17 protein-coding genes are annotated in these 14,979 nt (G+C 67.1%); all 17 read right to left on the bottom strand.

Annotation, left to right across the window (positions count from 1 at the left end; all coding sequences use genetic code 11):
* Positions 1-365 precede the first annotated feature (365 nt).
* Positions 366-1,637, bottom strand: coding sequence for a UDP-N-acetylglucosamine 1-carboxyvinyltransferase (murA, locus tag EBN03_RS15565; protein WP_122188770.1), 1,272 nt, complete (start codon positions 1,635-1,637; stop codon positions 366-368).
* A 10-nt stretch (positions 1,638-1,647) separates the two neighbouring features.
* Complete coding sequence (locus EBN03_RS15570) at positions 1,648-2,265, bottom strand: cob(I)yrinic acid a,c-diamide adenosyltransferase (protein ID WP_122188771.1); 618 nt, start codon at positions 2,263-2,265, stop codon at positions 1,648-1,650.
* A 27-nt stretch (positions 2,266-2,292) separates the two neighbouring features.
* Positions 2,293-2,712, bottom strand: coding sequence for a DUF2550 domain-containing protein (locus tag EBN03_RS15575; RefSeq protein ID WP_199742795.1), 420 nt, complete (start codon positions 2,710-2,712; stop codon positions 2,293-2,295).
* Positions 2,713-2,965: 253 nt separating this feature from the next.
* On the bottom strand, positions 2,966-3,343 hold the full coding sequence (locus tag EBN03_RS15580; RefSeq protein ID WP_122188773.1) for a F0F1 ATP synthase subunit epsilon: 378 nt from the start codon (positions 3,341-3,343) through the stop codon (positions 2,966-2,968).
* A 6-nt stretch (positions 3,344-3,349) separates the two neighbouring features.
* Positions 3,350-4,798: a F0F1 ATP synthase subunit beta gene (gene atpD / locus EBN03_RS15585; protein WP_122188774.1), complete on the bottom strand. Its 1,449-nt coding sequence runs from the start codon at positions 4,796-4,798 to the stop codon at positions 3,350-3,352.
* Between the two features lie 28 nt (positions 4,799-4,826).
* A complete protein-coding gene (locus tag EBN03_RS15590) occupies positions 4,827-5,792 on the bottom strand; it encodes a F0F1 ATP synthase subunit gamma (RefSeq protein ID WP_122188775.1) in 966 nt (321 codons plus the stop codon).
* Positions 5,793-5,848: 56 nt separating this feature from the next.
* On the bottom strand, positions 5,849-7,483 hold the full coding sequence (atpA, locus tag EBN03_RS15595; RefSeq protein ID WP_122188776.1) for a F0F1 ATP synthase subunit alpha: 1,635 nt from the start codon (positions 7,481-7,483) through the stop codon (positions 5,849-5,851).
* A gap of 48 nt (positions 7,484-7,531) precedes the next feature.
* Positions 7,532-8,341, bottom strand: coding sequence for a F0F1 ATP synthase subunit delta (locus tag EBN03_RS15600; protein WP_122188777.1), 810 nt, complete (start codon positions 8,339-8,341; stop codon positions 7,532-7,534).
* Positions 8,342-8,355: 14 nt separating this feature from the next.
* A complete protein-coding gene (locus EBN03_RS15605) occupies positions 8,356-8,913 on the bottom strand; it encodes a F0F1 ATP synthase subunit B (RefSeq protein ID WP_122188778.1) in 558 nt (185 codons plus the stop codon).
* A complete protein-coding gene (locus tag EBN03_RS15610; protein WP_122188779.1) occupies positions 8,913-9,164 on the bottom strand; it encodes an ATP synthase F0 subunit C in 252 nt (83 codons plus the stop codon). Before EBN03_RS15610 ends, EBN03_RS15605 begins: the two co-directional genes overlap by 1 nt.
* A gap of 72 nt (positions 9,165-9,236) precedes the next feature.
* Positions 9,237-10,088, bottom strand: coding sequence for a F0F1 ATP synthase subunit A (gene atpB, locus EBN03_RS15615; protein ID WP_199742797.1), 852 nt, complete (start codon positions 10,086-10,088; stop codon positions 9,237-9,239).
* A gap of 252 nt (positions 10,089-10,340) precedes the next feature.
* Positions 10,341-10,799, bottom strand: coding sequence for a hypothetical protein (locus EBN03_RS15620; RefSeq protein ID WP_199742798.1), 459 nt, complete (start codon positions 10,797-10,799; stop codon positions 10,341-10,343).
* A 63-nt stretch (positions 10,800-10,862) separates the two neighbouring features.
* A complete protein-coding gene (locus EBN03_RS15625) occupies positions 10,863-12,065 on the bottom strand; it encodes an MraY family glycosyltransferase (protein ID WP_122188780.1) in 1,203 nt (400 codons plus the stop codon).
* 11 nt (positions 12,066-12,076) lie between these two features.
* Positions 12,077-12,742 (bottom strand): L-threonylcarbamoyladenylate synthase, encoded by a 666-nt coding sequence (locus EBN03_RS15630; RefSeq protein ID WP_122188781.1) that lies wholly within the window; start codon positions 12,740-12,742, stop codon positions 12,077-12,079.
* A 138-nt stretch (positions 12,743-12,880) separates the two neighbouring features.
* Entirely contained in the window at positions 12,881-13,723 is an 843-nt protein-coding gene (locus EBN03_RS15635; protein ID WP_122188782.1) for an ABC transporter permease, read from the bottom strand.
* Positions 13,683-14,501: an ABC transporter ATP-binding protein gene (locus EBN03_RS15640; RefSeq protein WP_122188783.1), complete on the bottom strand. Its 819-nt coding sequence runs from the start codon at positions 14,499-14,501 to the stop codon at positions 13,683-13,685. The genes EBN03_RS15635 and EBN03_RS15640 overlap by 41 nt, the downstream gene beginning before the upstream one ends.
* On the bottom strand, positions 14,498-14,968 hold the full coding sequence (locus EBN03_RS15645; RefSeq protein ID WP_122188784.1) for a MarR family winged helix-turn-helix transcriptional regulator: 471 nt from the start codon (positions 14,966-14,968) through the stop codon (positions 14,498-14,500). The genes EBN03_RS15640 and EBN03_RS15645 overlap by 4 nt, the downstream gene beginning before the upstream one ends.
* Between the last annotated feature and the right edge of the window lie 11 nt (positions 14,969-14,979).

Consider the following 14,979-nt stretch of genomic DNA (forward strand, 5'->3'; position numbering starts at 1 on the left):
ACGCCAGCAAAAGTATTTGCTGACTAAATGTCCGACACCCTCACGGGGGTGAAAGGTATCGGAACCAATAAATTATTGGCACTGACATTCATCGACACACTGTTGAGTTCTCAAAGAACACACGCACACACCATCTCGCCGGAGTGAATCCGGTAGATCGGTGAGGCAACTTCCAAAGCTTAGCTCAGCGGCTCGCTCCGAACCAAATCGGTGCTCTACCAGCTGAACCAGTGTGATCGTCAGGCGCTCTTCGTCCTACCTCGTTTCCCTTGGCCGCTGGCCCCGGGTTGGTGTCCGTGTCGCTCTGACTTGGATAAAGTTACGCAGGCATTGATCAGAAGTCAAATCGGCTGGTCACAGCGTGTTTACCCCGCCTTCACCGCAGCGCCGACTCGCTCCACATCCGCACCGAGTCCGCGCAGACTCTCCACGAAATCCGGATAGCCCCGGTCGATGTGGAAGACATCGTGCACTTCGGTCACCCCGTCGGCGACCAGACCGGCCAGCACCAGGCCGGCGCCGGCGCGGATGTCCGACGACCACACCGGCGCACTCGACAACCGCGGAATACCGCGCACCACAGCGTGATGCCCGTCGGTGCGTGCGTCGGCACCCAACCGGATCATCTCCTCGACGAACCGGAAGCGCGCCTCGAAGACGTTCTCGGTGATCATCGAGGTGCCCTCGGCGATGGTCGCCAGGCCGATCGCCATCGGCTGCAGGTCGGTCGGGAACCCCGGGTACGGCAGCGTCGAGAAGTTCACCGCGCGTGGGCGTTCCGCCTGCACGACCCGGAAACCCTCGGCCTCGAACGAGATCCGCGCGCCGGCCGAGCGCAGCTTGTCCAGCACCAGGGACAGGTGCGACGGGTTCACGCCCTGCACGGTCACGTCGCCCATGGTCATCGCCGCGGCGATCCCCCAGGTGGCGCCGACGATCCGGTCGCCGATCACCCGGTGCGTGGTCGGCGACAGCTTCGACACCCCGGAGATGGTCAGCACCGAGGTGCCGGCGCCCTGGATGCGCGCGCCCATCTCGTTGAGCATCGTGCACAGGTCGACGATCTCCGGCTCGCGGGCGGCGTTGTCGATCACGGTCTCGCCCTCGGCGAGCACCGCGGCCATCAGGATGTTCTCGGTCGCGCCCACCGACGGGAAGTCGAGCCGGATCCGCGCGCCCTCCAGCTTCTCGGCGCGCGCCACCAGGCAGCCGTGCTCGATCTCGCTGGTCGCGCCCAGCAACCGCAGCCCGGCCTGATGCATGTCCAGCGGACGCGAACCGATCGCATCGCCACCGGGCAACGCCACCACCGCGCGCTTGCACCGCGCCATCAACGGGCCGAGCACACACACCGACGCCCGGAACTGGGTCACCGCCGGGAAATCCGCGTGGAACTCGGGCTCGGCGGGCGTCGTGATCGCCACCTCGGTGCCGTCGATCCGGACGTCACAACCAAGGCCGCGCAGGACGTCACCCATCAGGGGTACGTCGAGGATGTCGGGGCAGTTGGTGATGACCGTCGTGCCCTCGGCCAGCAGGGCGGCTGCCATCAGCTTGAGCACGCTGTTCTTGGCACCGCCCACAGTGACCTCACCGACCAGCCGACTTCCCCCGGTCACCAGAAACCGTTCACTCACGGGGGTCAGCCTAGTGGTCCGGGTCGGCGATCGCGGACTCTCCACCCGGGTCTGTTGCGCCACCCGCACCCGGCTGCCACAGCACATCACCGCCGGGGTTGGCGACCCGACCCAGAATGAACAGCAGATCCGACAGGCGATTCAGGTATTTGGCCGGCAGCACCGAGGTGTCGTCGGGGTGCGCCTCGACCGCGGCCCACGCCGCCCGTTCGGCGCGGCGCACCACCGTGCGTGCGGTGTGCAGCAGCGCCGCGAGCGGCGTGCCACCGGGCAGGATGAACGAATTCAGCGGCGCCAGTTCGGAATTGAACTCGTCGCACCAACCTTCGAGGCGGTCGATATAGGCCTGGGTGATCCGCAGCGGCGGATACTTCGGCTCGGCCACGACCGGCGTGGACAGATCGGCGCCCGCGTCGAAAAGGTCGTTCTGCACCTGGCGCAATACCGCCAGCAGCGCCGGCGCCGGGTCGCCCAGCGCGACCGCCACACCCAGCGCGGCATTCGCCTCGTCACAGTCGGCATACGCGATCAGCCGCGGGTCGGTCTTGGACACCCGGGAGAAGTCGCTCAGCCCGGTGGTGCCGTCGTCCCCGGTCCGGGTATAGATCCGGGTCAAATGCACACTCATGATCGGCTGCTCACCTTCGTGTCGCGATCACACCGGCCGCCGGCGGATCCGTTCGGAGGGGCGCGACTCCACCCAGGACTGGAACGCGGCCAGCGCGCCGCGGTCGAGCGCGAGCTCGTAGTGCGCGTCCCCGTCGGTGATCGCCAGCACGACGATCCCGTCGGTCATGATGTCGTGTTCGTCGCCGATCGGGGTGCGGCGGACACCGACCTCGGTGCCCAGCCGGCGTATCGTCGCGTCGGCACCCAGGCGCAGGCTCGTCAATTTGAAGAAGACCAAACGATCTTCCCCGTAGCGGATCAATCCGTGCCGCCAACCCTGGCCACCATTGGCAGGTAGTACCCGCAACAGCGCCGCGGTGCCACCACGACGCAGCATCATGAAGCGGTATATCGACACCAACGCCAGGGCCACGAGCAGCAACACCAGAATGATCAGAAGCACCATCCCGGTCTGCAATCCAGGTCCGTCCCTTCGCTAAGCCCCTGTGCTGTCGCAAAAGCGCCGTGCCATCCCGAACAAAGCGACTTTCGGGCGAGTCTACAAACCTTTGCCCGGAACGCCGCGCCCGCGGTTCGATCTCGGGCCCGTACTCGATGGTAACCGCGGCCCGCCCATCCGGAAAGGAAAAGCACGACCGGCGGCCTCCCCACTGGGAGACCGCCGGTCGTGTTCGTGAATATCGTCGGCTACGGCGCGATTACGCCTTCGCCGCGTCCACCGCCCGCAGGCGGCCGCGAGCCGCGAGCACGCGCCGCTCGTCGGACGCCGCCCCCTCGGCCAGCACGGCCTGCTCGGCGGCGACGTCCACATCCTGCGCGAAATCGGCTGTCTCGGCCAGGATCCGCACGGTGGTCGCGGTCACGGAGAAGAAACCGCCGTGCACCGCGGCGACGATGCGCTCGTCGTCGGTGCTGACGATCGTCACCGTGCCACCCTCGACCAGCTGACCCAGCACGGGCTCGTGCCCGGGCAGGATACCGATCTCACCCTCGGTGGTCTGGGCGCGGACGAAACTCGCCTGCCCCGACCACAACCGCCGCTCGATGGCGACCAGGTCCACTGACATCTCAGCCATGGTGGACTACTTTCCGGCGATCTTCTTGGCAGCAGCCTCGACGTCGTCCAGGCCACCGCAGGAGTTGAACGCCTGCTCGGGCAGGTGGTCGAACTCGCCCTTGCAGACGCGGTCGAAGTCGTCGATGGTCTGCTCCAGCGGCACGACCGAACCCGGCTGACCGGTGAACTTCTCGGCCACGATGAAGTTCTGGCCGAGGAACTTCTCCAGCCGGCGCGCACGGCCGACGAGGACCTTGTCGCCTTCGGAGAGCTCGTCCATACCGAGGATGGCGATGATGTCCTGCAGCTCCTTGTACTTCTGCAGGATCCGCTTGACCTCGTTGGCCACCTGGAAGTGCCGGTCACCGACGATCGAAGCCTCGAGGATCCGAGAAGTCGAGGTCAGCGGGTCGACGGCGGGGTAGATACCCTTCTGCGAGATCGGGCGGGAAAGCTCGGTCGTCGCGTCCAGGTGGGCGAAGGTGGTCGCCGGCGCCGGGTCGGTGTAGTCGTCGGCGGGAACGTAGATCGCCTGCATCGAGGTGATCGAACGACCACGGGTCGAGGTGATCCGCTCCTGCAGCTGACCCATCTCGTCGGCCAGGGTCGGCTGGTAACCGACGGCCGAGGGCATACGACCCAGCAGGGTCGAGACCTCGGAACCGGCCTGGGTGAACCGGAAGATGTTGTCGATGAAGAGCAGCACGTCCTGGTTCTGCACGTCACGGAAGTACTCGGCCATGGTCAGGGCCGAGAGGGCGACGCGCATACGCGTCCCCGGCGGCTCGTCCATCTGGCCGAAGACGAGGGCGGTGTCCTGGAGGACGCCCATCTCTTCCATTTCCAGGTGCAGGTCGGTGCCCTCACGCGTGCGCTCACCGACGCCGGCGAACACCGACGTACCGGAGAACTCACGCGCGATACGGGTGATCATCTCCTGGATCAGAACGGTCTTGCCGACACCGGCACCACCGAACAGACCGATCTTTCCACCCTTGACGTACGGGGTCAGCAGGTCGATGACCTTGACACCGGTCTCCAGGATCTCGGTCTTACCCTCGAGCTGGTCGAAGGCGGGCGGCTGGCGGTGGATGCCCCACTGCTCGCCGTCGCGGCCCAGGCCGGGGGTGTCGAGGCAGTCGCCGAGGGCGTTGAACACGTGGCCCTTGACGACGTCACCGACGGGCACCGAGATCGGCTTGCCGGTGTCGCGCACCTCGACGCCACGCACCAGACCGTCGGTCGGCTGCATGGAGATGGTGCGAACGATGTTGTCGCCCAGGTGCTGAGCGACCTCGAGGGTCAGGGTCTTGGCGACCGACGGCAGCACGATGTCGGCGTGCAGCGCGTTGTACAGCTCGGGAATCGAGCCCCGCGGGAACTCGATGTCGACGACGGGGCCGATGACCCGGGCGACGCGGCCAGTGCCAGCGCCCGCCCGGCTCGTGTTTTCAGTAGTGACAGCAGAGGTCATTATTTCTCTCCGAGTAATGGGCTGGGGGCTAGTCCGACTCCGCCGCCAGCGCGTTCGCGCCACCGACGATTTCCGTGATTTCCTGCGTGATCTGCGCCTGCCGCAACGAGTTCGCGATACGCGTCAGGTTGCGCTGCATCTCGTTGGCGTTGTCCGTGGCCGCCTTCATGGCGGTACGGCGCGCGGCCGACTCGGAGGCGGCGGCCTCCAGCAGCGAGGAGTAGATCCGGGCGCTGACATACTTCGGCAGCAGCGAGCCCAGCAGCTTCTCCGCGTCGGGCTCGAACTCGTAGAGCGGGTGCACGTCGGCGTCCGGAGAATCCGAGAACGCGTCCTCACCCTGCTTGAAGTTCTCGTCCACGTAGGTGACCTGGATCGGAGCCAGGCGGCGAACCTCAGGCTGCTGCGACAGCATCGACACGAAGCGGGTGTAGACGATGTGGAGCTCGTCCACACCCTCCATCGTCCCGACCCCGTTCGGCGCCGCGACCTCACCCTCCGAGCCGGCCATGAAGGCCTCCACCAGGTGGTTGCACGCACCCGACGCATCGGTGTAGTTCGGCTGCTGCGAGAAGCCGGTCCACGCCGTCTGCACCGACCGCTTGCGGAAGGTGTAGTACGTCAGGCCCTTGGCACCCATCACGTACAGCAGGGGCTCCTTGCCCTCGCTGCGCAGGGTGGTCAGCAGCTCCTCGGTGCGCTTGAGCACGTTGGAGTTGTAACCACCACACATCCCGCGGTCACTGGTGATGACCAGGACCGCGGCACGACGGGCGTTCGGCCGCTCGGTCAGCAGCGGGTGGTTCAGGTTCGCCGAGGCGGAGGCCAGCTCACTCAGGACCTTGGTGATCTCCTCGGCGTACGGCTTGGCCGCGGCGACGCGGGCCTGAGCCTTGGAGATACGCGAGGTCGCGATCAGCTCCTGAGCCTTGGTGATCTTCTTGATCGAACTCACCGAACGAATGCGGGAGCGAAGTTCACGCACACTTGCCATGTCACTCTCCCTTCATTCGCTCGTTCTCAGTGATTGCTCGCATCAGATACGGCCGATCACTTCTCGACGTGCTTGCGCGACACCGAAACCGACTCGACCTCTTCGTGGTCGAGCGGGCCGGCCTCGGCCTCGACGACGGGCTTGCCCTCCGACGTCAGGAAGCCCTGCTTGAACGCCTCGGTCTGCGTCTTGATGTCCTCGGCGGCGTCGTCCTTGAGGACCTTGCCACCGGCGATCGCGACGAAAGCCGACGCCGCGGTGCGGTGCAGGTGCTCGAGCAGTTCGGTATTGAACTTGCGGATGTCCTCGACCGGGACCGAGTCGTAGTAGCCGGCGTCGACCAGGAAGATCGAGACGATCTGGTCCTCGACGGCGACCGGGGCGTACTGGTCCTGCTTGAGCAGCTCGACCCAGCGGGCACCGCGCTCCAGCTGCGCCAGCGAGGCGGCGTCCAGGTCGGAGGCGAAGGCGGAGAACGCCTCCAGCTCACGGAAGGAAGCCATCTCCAGACGCAGCGAACCGGCGACCGCCTTCATGCCCTTGGTCTGCGCGGCACCACCGACACGGGAGACCGAGGTACCGACGTTGATCGCCGGGCGGACACCCTTGTTGAACAGGTCGGACTCGAGGAAGACCTGACCGTCGGTGATCGAGATGACGTTGGTCGGGATGAACGCCGAGACGTCGTTGGCCTTGGTCTCGATGATCGGCAGACCGGTCATCGAGCCCGCGCCCATCGCGTCGGACAGCTTCGCGCAACGCTCCAGCAGACGGGAGTGCAGGTAGAAGACGTCACCCGGGTACGCCTCGCGGCCCGGCGGGCGACGCAGCAGCAGCGAGATCGCGCGGTACGCCTCGGCCTGCTTGGTCAGGTCGTCGAACACGATCAGGACGTGCTTGCCCTGGTACATCCAGTGCTGGCCGATGGCCGAACCGGTGTAGGGGGCCAGCCACTTGAAACCGGCCGAGTCGGAGGCCGGGGCCGCGACGATGGTGGTGTACTCCATCGCGCCGTGCGCCTCGAGGGCGGCCTTCACGCCGGCGATGGTGGAACCCTTCTGACCGATCGCGACGTAGATGCAGCGCACCTGCTTCGACGGGTCACCGGTGGCCCAGTTCGCCTTCTGGTTCAGGATGGTGTCGACGCAGACCGCGGTCTTACCGGTCTTACGGTCACCGATGACCAGCTGACGCTGACCACGGCCGATGGCGGTCAGGGCGTCGATGGCGGTGATACCGGTGGCCATCGGCTCCTCGACCGGCTGGCGCTCCAGCACGGTGGCGGCCTGCAGCTCGAGCACGCGACGCTCGTCGGCGACGATCTCGCCGAGGCCGTCGATCGCCTGACCCAGCGGGTTGACCACGCGGCCCAGGAAGTTGTCACCGACGGGAACCGAGAGCACGTCGCCGGTGCGGCGGACCTGCTGGCCCTCCTCGATGGTGTCGAACTCACCCAGGATGACCGCACCGATCTCGGTGTCCTCGAGGTTCAGCGCGACGCCGAGGACGCCGCCGGGGAACTCGAGCAGTTCGTTGGCCATCGCGGAGGGCAGGCCACTGATGTGGGCGATGCCGTCGCCGGTGTCGGTGACGACACCGATCTCTTCGATGGAGGTCTCGGGGGTGTAGGCCTGGGTGTAGCTCTCGATAGCGCTACGGATCTCATCGGGGGAGATCGTCAGCTCCGCCATGTTGTTCCTGCTCTCGCTGTGGTCTGGAATGTCGGGGTGGTAGGCCGGTCAGGCCAGGGTCTGGCGCAGGCGCTGCAACCGGCCCAGTGCGCTGCCGTCGATGACGTCGTCGCCCACTCGGACGACAACGCCTGCCAGCAGGCTCGGGTCCACCTGAACGTGCACCGTGATCGGCCGGTCGTAGAGGCGCTGCAGCGAGCCGGCCAGGCTCTCCCGCTGCTGCGGTGTCAGGTCGATCGCGGCACGCACGTGCGCGACGATCTGCTTGCGCAGCGACGCCGCCAGGTCGGACAGGTGATCGAAGACCACGCTCACGTCGCCGTGCGACCGCGTGACGGCCTGTTCGACGAGTTGCGCGGTAACGTCCTCGACCTTCCCGGCGAGCAGGCGCGCGACCAGCGCGCGCTTGGCGTCCGCGGGCTTGCCGCGATCGGCCAGGGACTGCTCGAGGTCCGGGTTGTCCTCGATGATGCGGCCGAGCCGGAAGAGCTCGTCCTCGACAGCGGTGATGCGGCCACGGTCGGCGGCGGCGCGCAGTAGCGCCTCCCGTCCGAGCAGCTCCAGCGTGTCGACCAGGTCCCGGGTCCGGGACCAGTCCTGCGCCACCGCGGTGGTCAGCACGGCCTGGGTGGCCGCGCTGACCTTGCCGCCGAAGACACGTTCGGCGAGTTCGGCGCGCGCCGAACTCGACACCGACTTGTCCGCGAGCGCTACACGCAGCGAACGCTGGTCGTCGAGGACGGCGACAACGGCGAACAGTTCGGAACCCGTCGCCGCGGCGACGGTGTCACTTCCGGTCAGAGCGGCCGAAAGAGCCTCCCGCGCACGGGAACTCGCCTCACGGCTCGCTGCGTACATGCTTCGCACAGTGGTTACCTTCCGACCCCGATGCCGGCCTGCTCGTCCAGTTCCGCGAGGAACCGGTCGATAGACGCGGCCTGCTTGGCCTGATCCGACACGGACTGGCCGATGATCTTCTCGGCCAGGTCGACAGCGGTCCGGCCGACCTGCGACCGCAGCTCGGTCACGATCTGCTGGCGCTGGGCCTCGAGCTGGGTGTGGCCGGCGGCCACGATGCGGTCCGCCTCGGCCTGAGCCTCGGAACGGAGCTGAGCCAGGATCTGCTGACCCTGGGTGCGTGCCTCTTCCCGGATGCGCGCGGCTTCCAGGCGGGCGTCGGCCAGCTGCTGCTGGTACTGCTGCAGCGTCTCCTGCGCCTCGGCCTGCGCGGCCTCGGCGTTGGCGATACCGCCCTCGATCTTCTCCGAACGCTCGTTCAACACCTGGGTGAGGCGCGGAATGACGTACTTGTAGAAGACCGCGGCGATGATCACGAAGCAGACGGCCGACCAGACCAAGTCGTAGGACTCGGGAATGAGCGGGTTGTGGTCGCTGCCTTCGGCGAGCAAAGTCATGGCGGTCATCGTCATCAGAAGATGAAGCCGGCGACGATACCGATCAGGGCCAGCGCCTCGGTGAAGGCGATACCCAGGAACATGTTGGTCCGCAGCTGACCGGCCAGCTCGGGCTGACGGGCGATGCCCTCGATGGCCTTACCGACCACGATGCCGATACCGATACCCGGGCCGATGGCGGCCAGACCGTAACCGATGGCACCGTAACCCTTGGAGGTGGTGGTGACGTTATCGGCCAGGAACTGGGTAGCCGCAGTGAGGCTCATGAGATTTCTTCCCTTTCTGTTGCCCACTCGCGGAAGCGTGTGGGGCAGTTCTTGTTCGGTAGTGCGTGAGGTCTAGTGCGAGTCGGCGTGCTGCGACTGGCCGATGTAGACGGCCGTCAGCAGCGTGAAGACGTAGGCCTGCAGGAAGATCACCAGCAACTCGAAGAGGGTGAAGGCGAATCCACCGAGCAGCGAGAAGGGCGACAGACCCTTCATCCAGGACGCGTCGGCGTCGAGGAGGAAGAAGCTGGTGGCGCTGAAGAACAGCACGAGCATGATGTGCCCGGCCAGCATGTTGGCCATGAGACGGACGGTCAGCGTGAACGGCCGCAGGATGAAGGTCGAGAGAAACTCGATCGGGATCAGCATCACGTGCATGGCGGCCGGCACATTCGGCACCACAGTGCTGTGGCGGACGAAACTGAAGAATCCGTACTTCTTGATACCGACGCCCACGAATGCGACGTAGGCGACTGCGGCGAGCACGATCGGCATACCGATTCGCGCGTTCGGCGAGATGTTCAGGCCGGGAATGACACTGCTCAGGTTCATGAACAGCACCGCGAAGAAGATCGTGGACAGCAGCGGCAGGAACTTCTTTCCGGATTCCTTGCCCAGGATCTCGTCGGCGATCTGCTCACGGACGAACTGCACGCCGATCTCGGCGACGTTCTGCAGGCCACGCGGAATGATCTTGGGAGCGCGGAAAGCGACCACCATCACCAGGCACAGCACCAGCGTCATCAGGATACGAATCAGCATGACGCGGTCGAGTTCGAAGGGCGTCCCCTGGAAGAGCACGGCCTTCGGGAAGAAGTCATCCAGTGACGGCGGCGTGAAATCGGCCGCCAGTACGTTGACGCTCAGCGTTCTCTCCCGTGTTCGGGCCACAAGCCCGGGGTGGCTTGCGGTTCGATCGGACATTGACGATCTGGGGGTCGACTGAGTCGGCTCGATGTTCGTCAGCAGCTGCGCGGGGAAACCCGCCGTGGCGTCTGTACGTCGGCGACATCGTCGACGGTGCAGAGCCGGAAGTGTCCTCACGGAGACTCCGGCACGGCTGCAAGCATAACCTGCCCTGGGGTGATCCTTGCACCTACCCCATGACTCGTCGGCTTACGGTAAAGAGTTTACCAAGCCATCTACGACACCGTGTAGGGGGTACCGGAATTCGATTCAGCGATCTTGATCAGTGGGCTCGACAGGCAAATCGACGATCGGAACTCGTTGCCGCAGCAGACCGTAAGTCTCCGCGCCGAGGACGATCAGCAGAGCACCGACAACCGTGCAGAACAGGGTCGGCCGGCTGTAGAAATCGAAGTGCTTGATCGCGGCAACCACGATCATCACGACCAGAAGTTTGCCGACCCAGCTGGCGAGCATCACCATGCCCTGGATTCCGGTATCCAATTTCGCGGTGAACAGCACCAACATGACCGTGGTCAGAATGAAGAACCCGCCGATTGCGGCACCGATCAGCGCGCCCCACACGCCCGGCCCGCCGGCGAAGATCCCACCGGCCACGGTCGCCACGATCACCAGCACGACCAGGCCCGCGATCCCCCAGCGCAGGGCGGCGCGCAGCGCCTCGTCGGCGGCCGTGCGGGGTGCGGGTTGCTGCGAAGACGTGCTCACGGCCCCGAACTCTACCGACCGCGATCTCGCCCGGAACGGGCGGCCCGCGGCGTCACATCCGGGTCAGGCCGCGTGCTCGGCGTCGTCGGCCGGTGCCTTGACGGGCCGGCGCCGCAACGCCGGCACCGCGGTGACCACCAGCGCGACGATCAGTCCGGCACCGAACATGAGCAACACCACCCGCCGGTCCATCAGCGAACTGCCGACCGCCCCGAAGGCCAGCACACCGACCCAGAGATAGATCAACAACGCGACGCGACGCTGGGAATGACCGATCTGCAGCAGCCGGTGATGCAGGTGCATCTTGTCCGGCGTCGAGAAACTCACGCCCGCGCGCAGCCGGCGGATCACCGCCAGCACGAGATCCAGCACCGGAATGAACATCACCGCGCCCACCAGCAGCAGCGGCGAGAGCAGGCCGACGATGTCGCGCGGACCGTAACCGGTGAGCGGGATCCGGCCCGACGCGCCCGTGGAACACGCGGCCAGCATCAGGCCGATCAGCATGGAACCGGTGTCGCCCATGAAGATTCGCGCCGGATGGAAATTGTGCGGCAGGAATCCCAGGCATGCGCCGGCCATCGCGGCGGCCAGCATCGCCGGCGGATAGGTGTTGACGTCACCGGACTGGCTGTAGAGCAGGCCGATGGTGAACACCAGGACCGCGGTACTGGCGATCAAGCCCAGGCCGGCGGCCAGTCCGTCGAGGCCGTCGACGAAGTTCATGGCGTTGATCATCACGACCGTGAAGGCGATGGTCCCCACCACGCCCTGCACCGTGTCGAGCACGACGGTGGTCTGGCTGAACGGGTTGTAGATCACCACCCAGCTCAGGCCCAGCAACGCCATGACCAGGGCGGCGGTCACCTGACCGCTCAGTTTGGTGAGCGCGTCCAGCCCCCAGCGGTCGTCGATCATGCCGACCAGCACGATGATCGTCCCCGCGATCAGCACGGCGGGAATGTCGGCACCGAATTCGAAGCCGCGGCGCAGCGCGGGCAGCTGGTGCGCGAACAGCACCGCCACCATCACACCGAAGTACATGCCCAGGCCGCCCCAGCGCGGAATCGGCTTCACGTGCACGTCACGTTGCCGTGGCACGGCCACGGCACCGACCTTGATGGCCAGCACCCGGACTCCGCCGGTGGACAGCAATGTCACCACCGCCGATACCAGCAGCACGAGCATCAGCTCGCGCAGCGGTACCACCGCGCCCTGACTGAACACGGCGTTCTGTTGGGCCAGTACGGCCGTGTGGTCGAACATCTAGCAGGCCGTCACCGAGCGGTCTGCGGGGACAGGTCCGCCGGATCGATCCCCAGCACCTCCGAGATCTGCGCGGTGGTGACGGCACCCTCGCGCAGGATCCGCGGCACGTCGCCGGTGAGATCCACGATGGTGGAGGCGACGCCGTGCTCTGCGACACCGCCGTCGAGGTAGACGCTCACCAGGTCGCCGAGCTGGTCGCGGGCCGCGGCGGCCGTGGTGGCGGGCGGCTGTCCGGAGACGTTGGCGCTGGACACCGCCAGCGGGCCGACCTCGCGCAGCAGTTCGAGTGCGATGGGGTGCAACGGCATGCGCAACATCACCGTGCCGCGAGCGTCACCGAGGTCCCAGGCCAGCGACGGCGCCTGCTGCACGACCAGGCTGAGCCCGCCCGGCCAGAACGCGCTGATCAGGTCGCGGGCGTTGCCCGGCACCGAGAACACGAGCCCGTCGATCGTGGTCCAGGATCCGACCAGTACCGGCACCGGCATATCGCGACCGCGGCGCTTCGCGGCCAGCAGCGAGGCGACCGCGGCGGAATCGAACGCGTCGGCCGCCAGGCCGTACAGCGTGTCGGTCGGGATGACGGCCAGCCGTCCGGATTTCAGCGCGGTGCGCGCGGCCGTCAGGCCGGCGGCACGGGAATCGGGATCGGAGCAGTCGTAGACGGTACTCACGCGGCAGAGTCTAGCCTGGGCCGGTCAGCGGCCGAAGGCGGCGGCGGAGGGTGAGCGCGCAGGCCGCCCGGTCCGGGCTCGTTCTTTCCGGCCGGTCGCGGGACCGCGGTCGCCGCCGCCCGGTGGCGGCTCGCGTTCTCATCGGGTCAGGCGACCCAGAACCGATGCGGCGCAGGCGATTCCGATCGCGGCGGCCGCGGTCAGCACGCCCAGGTCCAGCCCCAGCCGGTAGCTGCCGCCGACCAGGAGCCCGCGCAGTGCCTCCACCTCGTAGCTGAGCGGATTCACGTGACTGATCACCTTCAGCCAGCCCGGCATGACCGCGATCGGGTACAGCGCGTTGGAGGCGAAGAACAGCGGCATCATTATCGCCTGGCCGATACCCATCAGGCGGTCCCGCTTCACCACCAGCCCGGCGATCGTCATGGACAGGCAGGCGAAGAACGAGGTGCCCAGCACGACCGCGAGGATCGCGGCCAGCAGTTTCAGCGGATTCGGGGTGATGTGCACGCCCATCAGCACCGCCAGCACCACGATGATCAGCACCTGCGCGATCGCCCGGACCCCGGCGGCGAAACATTTGCCGGTGATCAGGGCGGCGCGCGGGGTCGGCGTCACCATGAGCTTGTTGAGGATGCCGGCGTCGCGGTCCCAGATCAGCAGGATGCCGTAGAAGATCGCGATGAACAGCGCGGATTGCGCGATGATGCCCGGCGCCAGGAAGTCCAGGTACGGCATGGACCCGGTGGGGATCGAGCGCAGCCGCGAGAACGTGGTGCCGAAGATCAGCAGCCACAGCGCGGGCTGGATGGTCCGGGTGACCAGTTCGCTGCGGTCGGCGCGCAGTTTCTGCAGCTCGACCAGGGCGAACGTGGCGATGCTCGAGCCCAGGGCGCCGATCCGGGCGAGCCCGGTAGGCGCCAGGCGCAGCGGCGGGTACTCAGCCGGCGCGCTGAGCGGTTCGACGGGTGTTGCGGACACCGGTCAGTCCTCCCTCGGTGGCGTTGTCGTCGGTGAGGGCGGCTCCGGCGTGGTGGCGGAACACGTCCTCGAGGGTCGCGTCGGGTCCGATCGCGGCCTTCAGTTCGGCGGGCGCGCCGACCGCGCGCAGTACTCCCTTGTGCAGCAATGCGATTCGATCGCAGAGCACGTCGGCCTCGTCCATGTAGTGGGTGGTGAGCAGCACCGTGGTGCCGTATTCGGCACGCAGCCGGGCCACTCGGGCCCAGACGCTGTCGCGGGCGATCGGGTCCAGGCCGACGGTGGGTTCGTCCAGGATCAGCAGCGCCGGGCGGTTGACCAGGGCCTGCGCGAGTTCCAGGCGCCGGACCATGCCGCCGGAATAGGCGGCGGCGGGCCGGTCGGCGACGTCGAGCAGGTCCATGGCGTCGAGTGCCTCGTCGACGCGGGCGGCCCGTTCCCGGCGCGGCACGTCGAGCAGCCGCGCGAACCAGGCCACGTTCTGCCGCCCGGTCAGCGCGCCTTCGATGGACAGCTGCTGCGGGACGTACCCGAGGTTGTAGCGAATGTCGGTGTCGCGCTGCCCGACCGGGAAGCCGAAGACGCGGACCGTGCCCTGCTGCACCGGGGTGAGGGTGGCGAGCAGGCGGATGGTGGTGGTCTTGCCCGCGCCGTTGGGCCCGAGCAGCCCGAACGCCTCGCCGCGTTCGATGCGCAGGTCGAGGTGGTCGAGGACGGTGTGCTCGCCGTAGCGATGGGTGAGGCCGTGACACTCCACGGCCGCTACGGGTTCGTTCACGCGGTACTCCCCTGTTCGTGCCGGTGCAGCCGGTCGGTCAGTTCGCTGACCACGGCCAGACCGCGTTCCAGTTCGGTTCGTTGCTGTGGAGTCAGTTCGGCCAGCGCGGCACCCAGGGCGGTGTGCCGGACCTGCCGGCGTTCGTCGACCGTGCGTTGCACGGCCGGTGGCAGGCTGAGCCGGCCGACCCGCCGGTCCTGCGGATCCGGTTCGCGGACCAGCAATTCGGCTTGGACCAGCGCGGTGACGAAGGTCGACACCGAGTTGGGAACCAGTCCGAGTTCGGCCGCGGCCGCCTTCACCGAGATGCCGGGGTTGCGGCCGACGAGCCGCAGGAACTCCGCCTGCGCCCCGCTGATGCCGGGCTGCTCGAAGGATCGCCCGGCCAACCGGGTCAACTGCCGACGGAACCGGCCGAACACCCGGACCAGCGTGAGGGCGAGTTCCGCGTCGGTCGTTTCTTCCACCCTGACAGAAT

Source organism: Nocardia stercoris, from assembly GCF_003696265.1.
Classification (GTDB): domain Bacteria; phylum Actinomycetota; class Actinomycetes; order Mycobacteriales; family Mycobacteriaceae; genus Nocardia; species Nocardia stercoris.

Bases quoted from the DNA above. Each gene is read 5' to 3' on its own strand.
- EBN03_RS15580 (WP_122188773.1), bottom strand. From the start codon at position 3,343: ATGGCTGAGATGTCAGTGGACCTGGTCGCCATCGAGCGGCGGTTGTGG.
- EBN03_RS15575 (WP_199742795.1), bottom strand. From the start codon at position 2,712: ATGGTGCTTCTGATCATTCTGGTGTTGCTGCTCGTGGCCCTGGCGTTG.
- atpD (WP_122188774.1), bottom strand. From the start codon at position 4,798: ATGACCTCTGCTGTCACTACTGAAAACACGAGCCGGGCGGGCGCTGGC.
- EBN03_RS15625 (WP_122188780.1), bottom strand. From the start codon at position 12,065: ATGTTCGACCACACGGCCGTACTGGCCCAACAGAACGCCGTGTTCAGT.
- EBN03_RS15590 (WP_122188775.1), bottom strand. From the start codon at position 5,792: ATGGCAAGTGTGCGTGAACTTCGCTCCCGCATTCGTTCGGTGAGTTCG.
- EBN03_RS15610 (WP_122188779.1), bottom strand. From the start codon at position 9,164: ATGAGCCTCACTGCGGCTACCCAGTTCCTGGCCGATAACGTCACCACC.
- EBN03_RS15570 (WP_122188771.1), bottom strand. From the start codon at position 2,265: ATGAGTGTGCATTTGACCCGGATCTATACCCGGACCGGGGACGACGGC.
- atpB (WP_199742797.1), bottom strand. From the start codon at position 10,088: ATGTCCGATCGAACCGCAAGCCACCCCGGGCTTGTGGCCCGAACACGG.
- atpA (WP_122188776.1), bottom strand. From the start codon at position 7,483: ATGGCGGAGCTGACGATCTCCCCCGATGAGATCCGTAGCGCTATCGAG.
- EBN03_RS15605 (WP_122188778.1), bottom strand. From the start codon at position 8,913: ATGACGATGACCGCCATGACTTTGCTCGCCGAAGGCAGCGACCACAAC.
- EBN03_RS15600 (WP_122188777.1), bottom strand. From the start codon at position 8,341: ATGTACGCAGCGAGCCGTGAGGCGAGTTCCCGTGCGCGGGAGGCTCTT.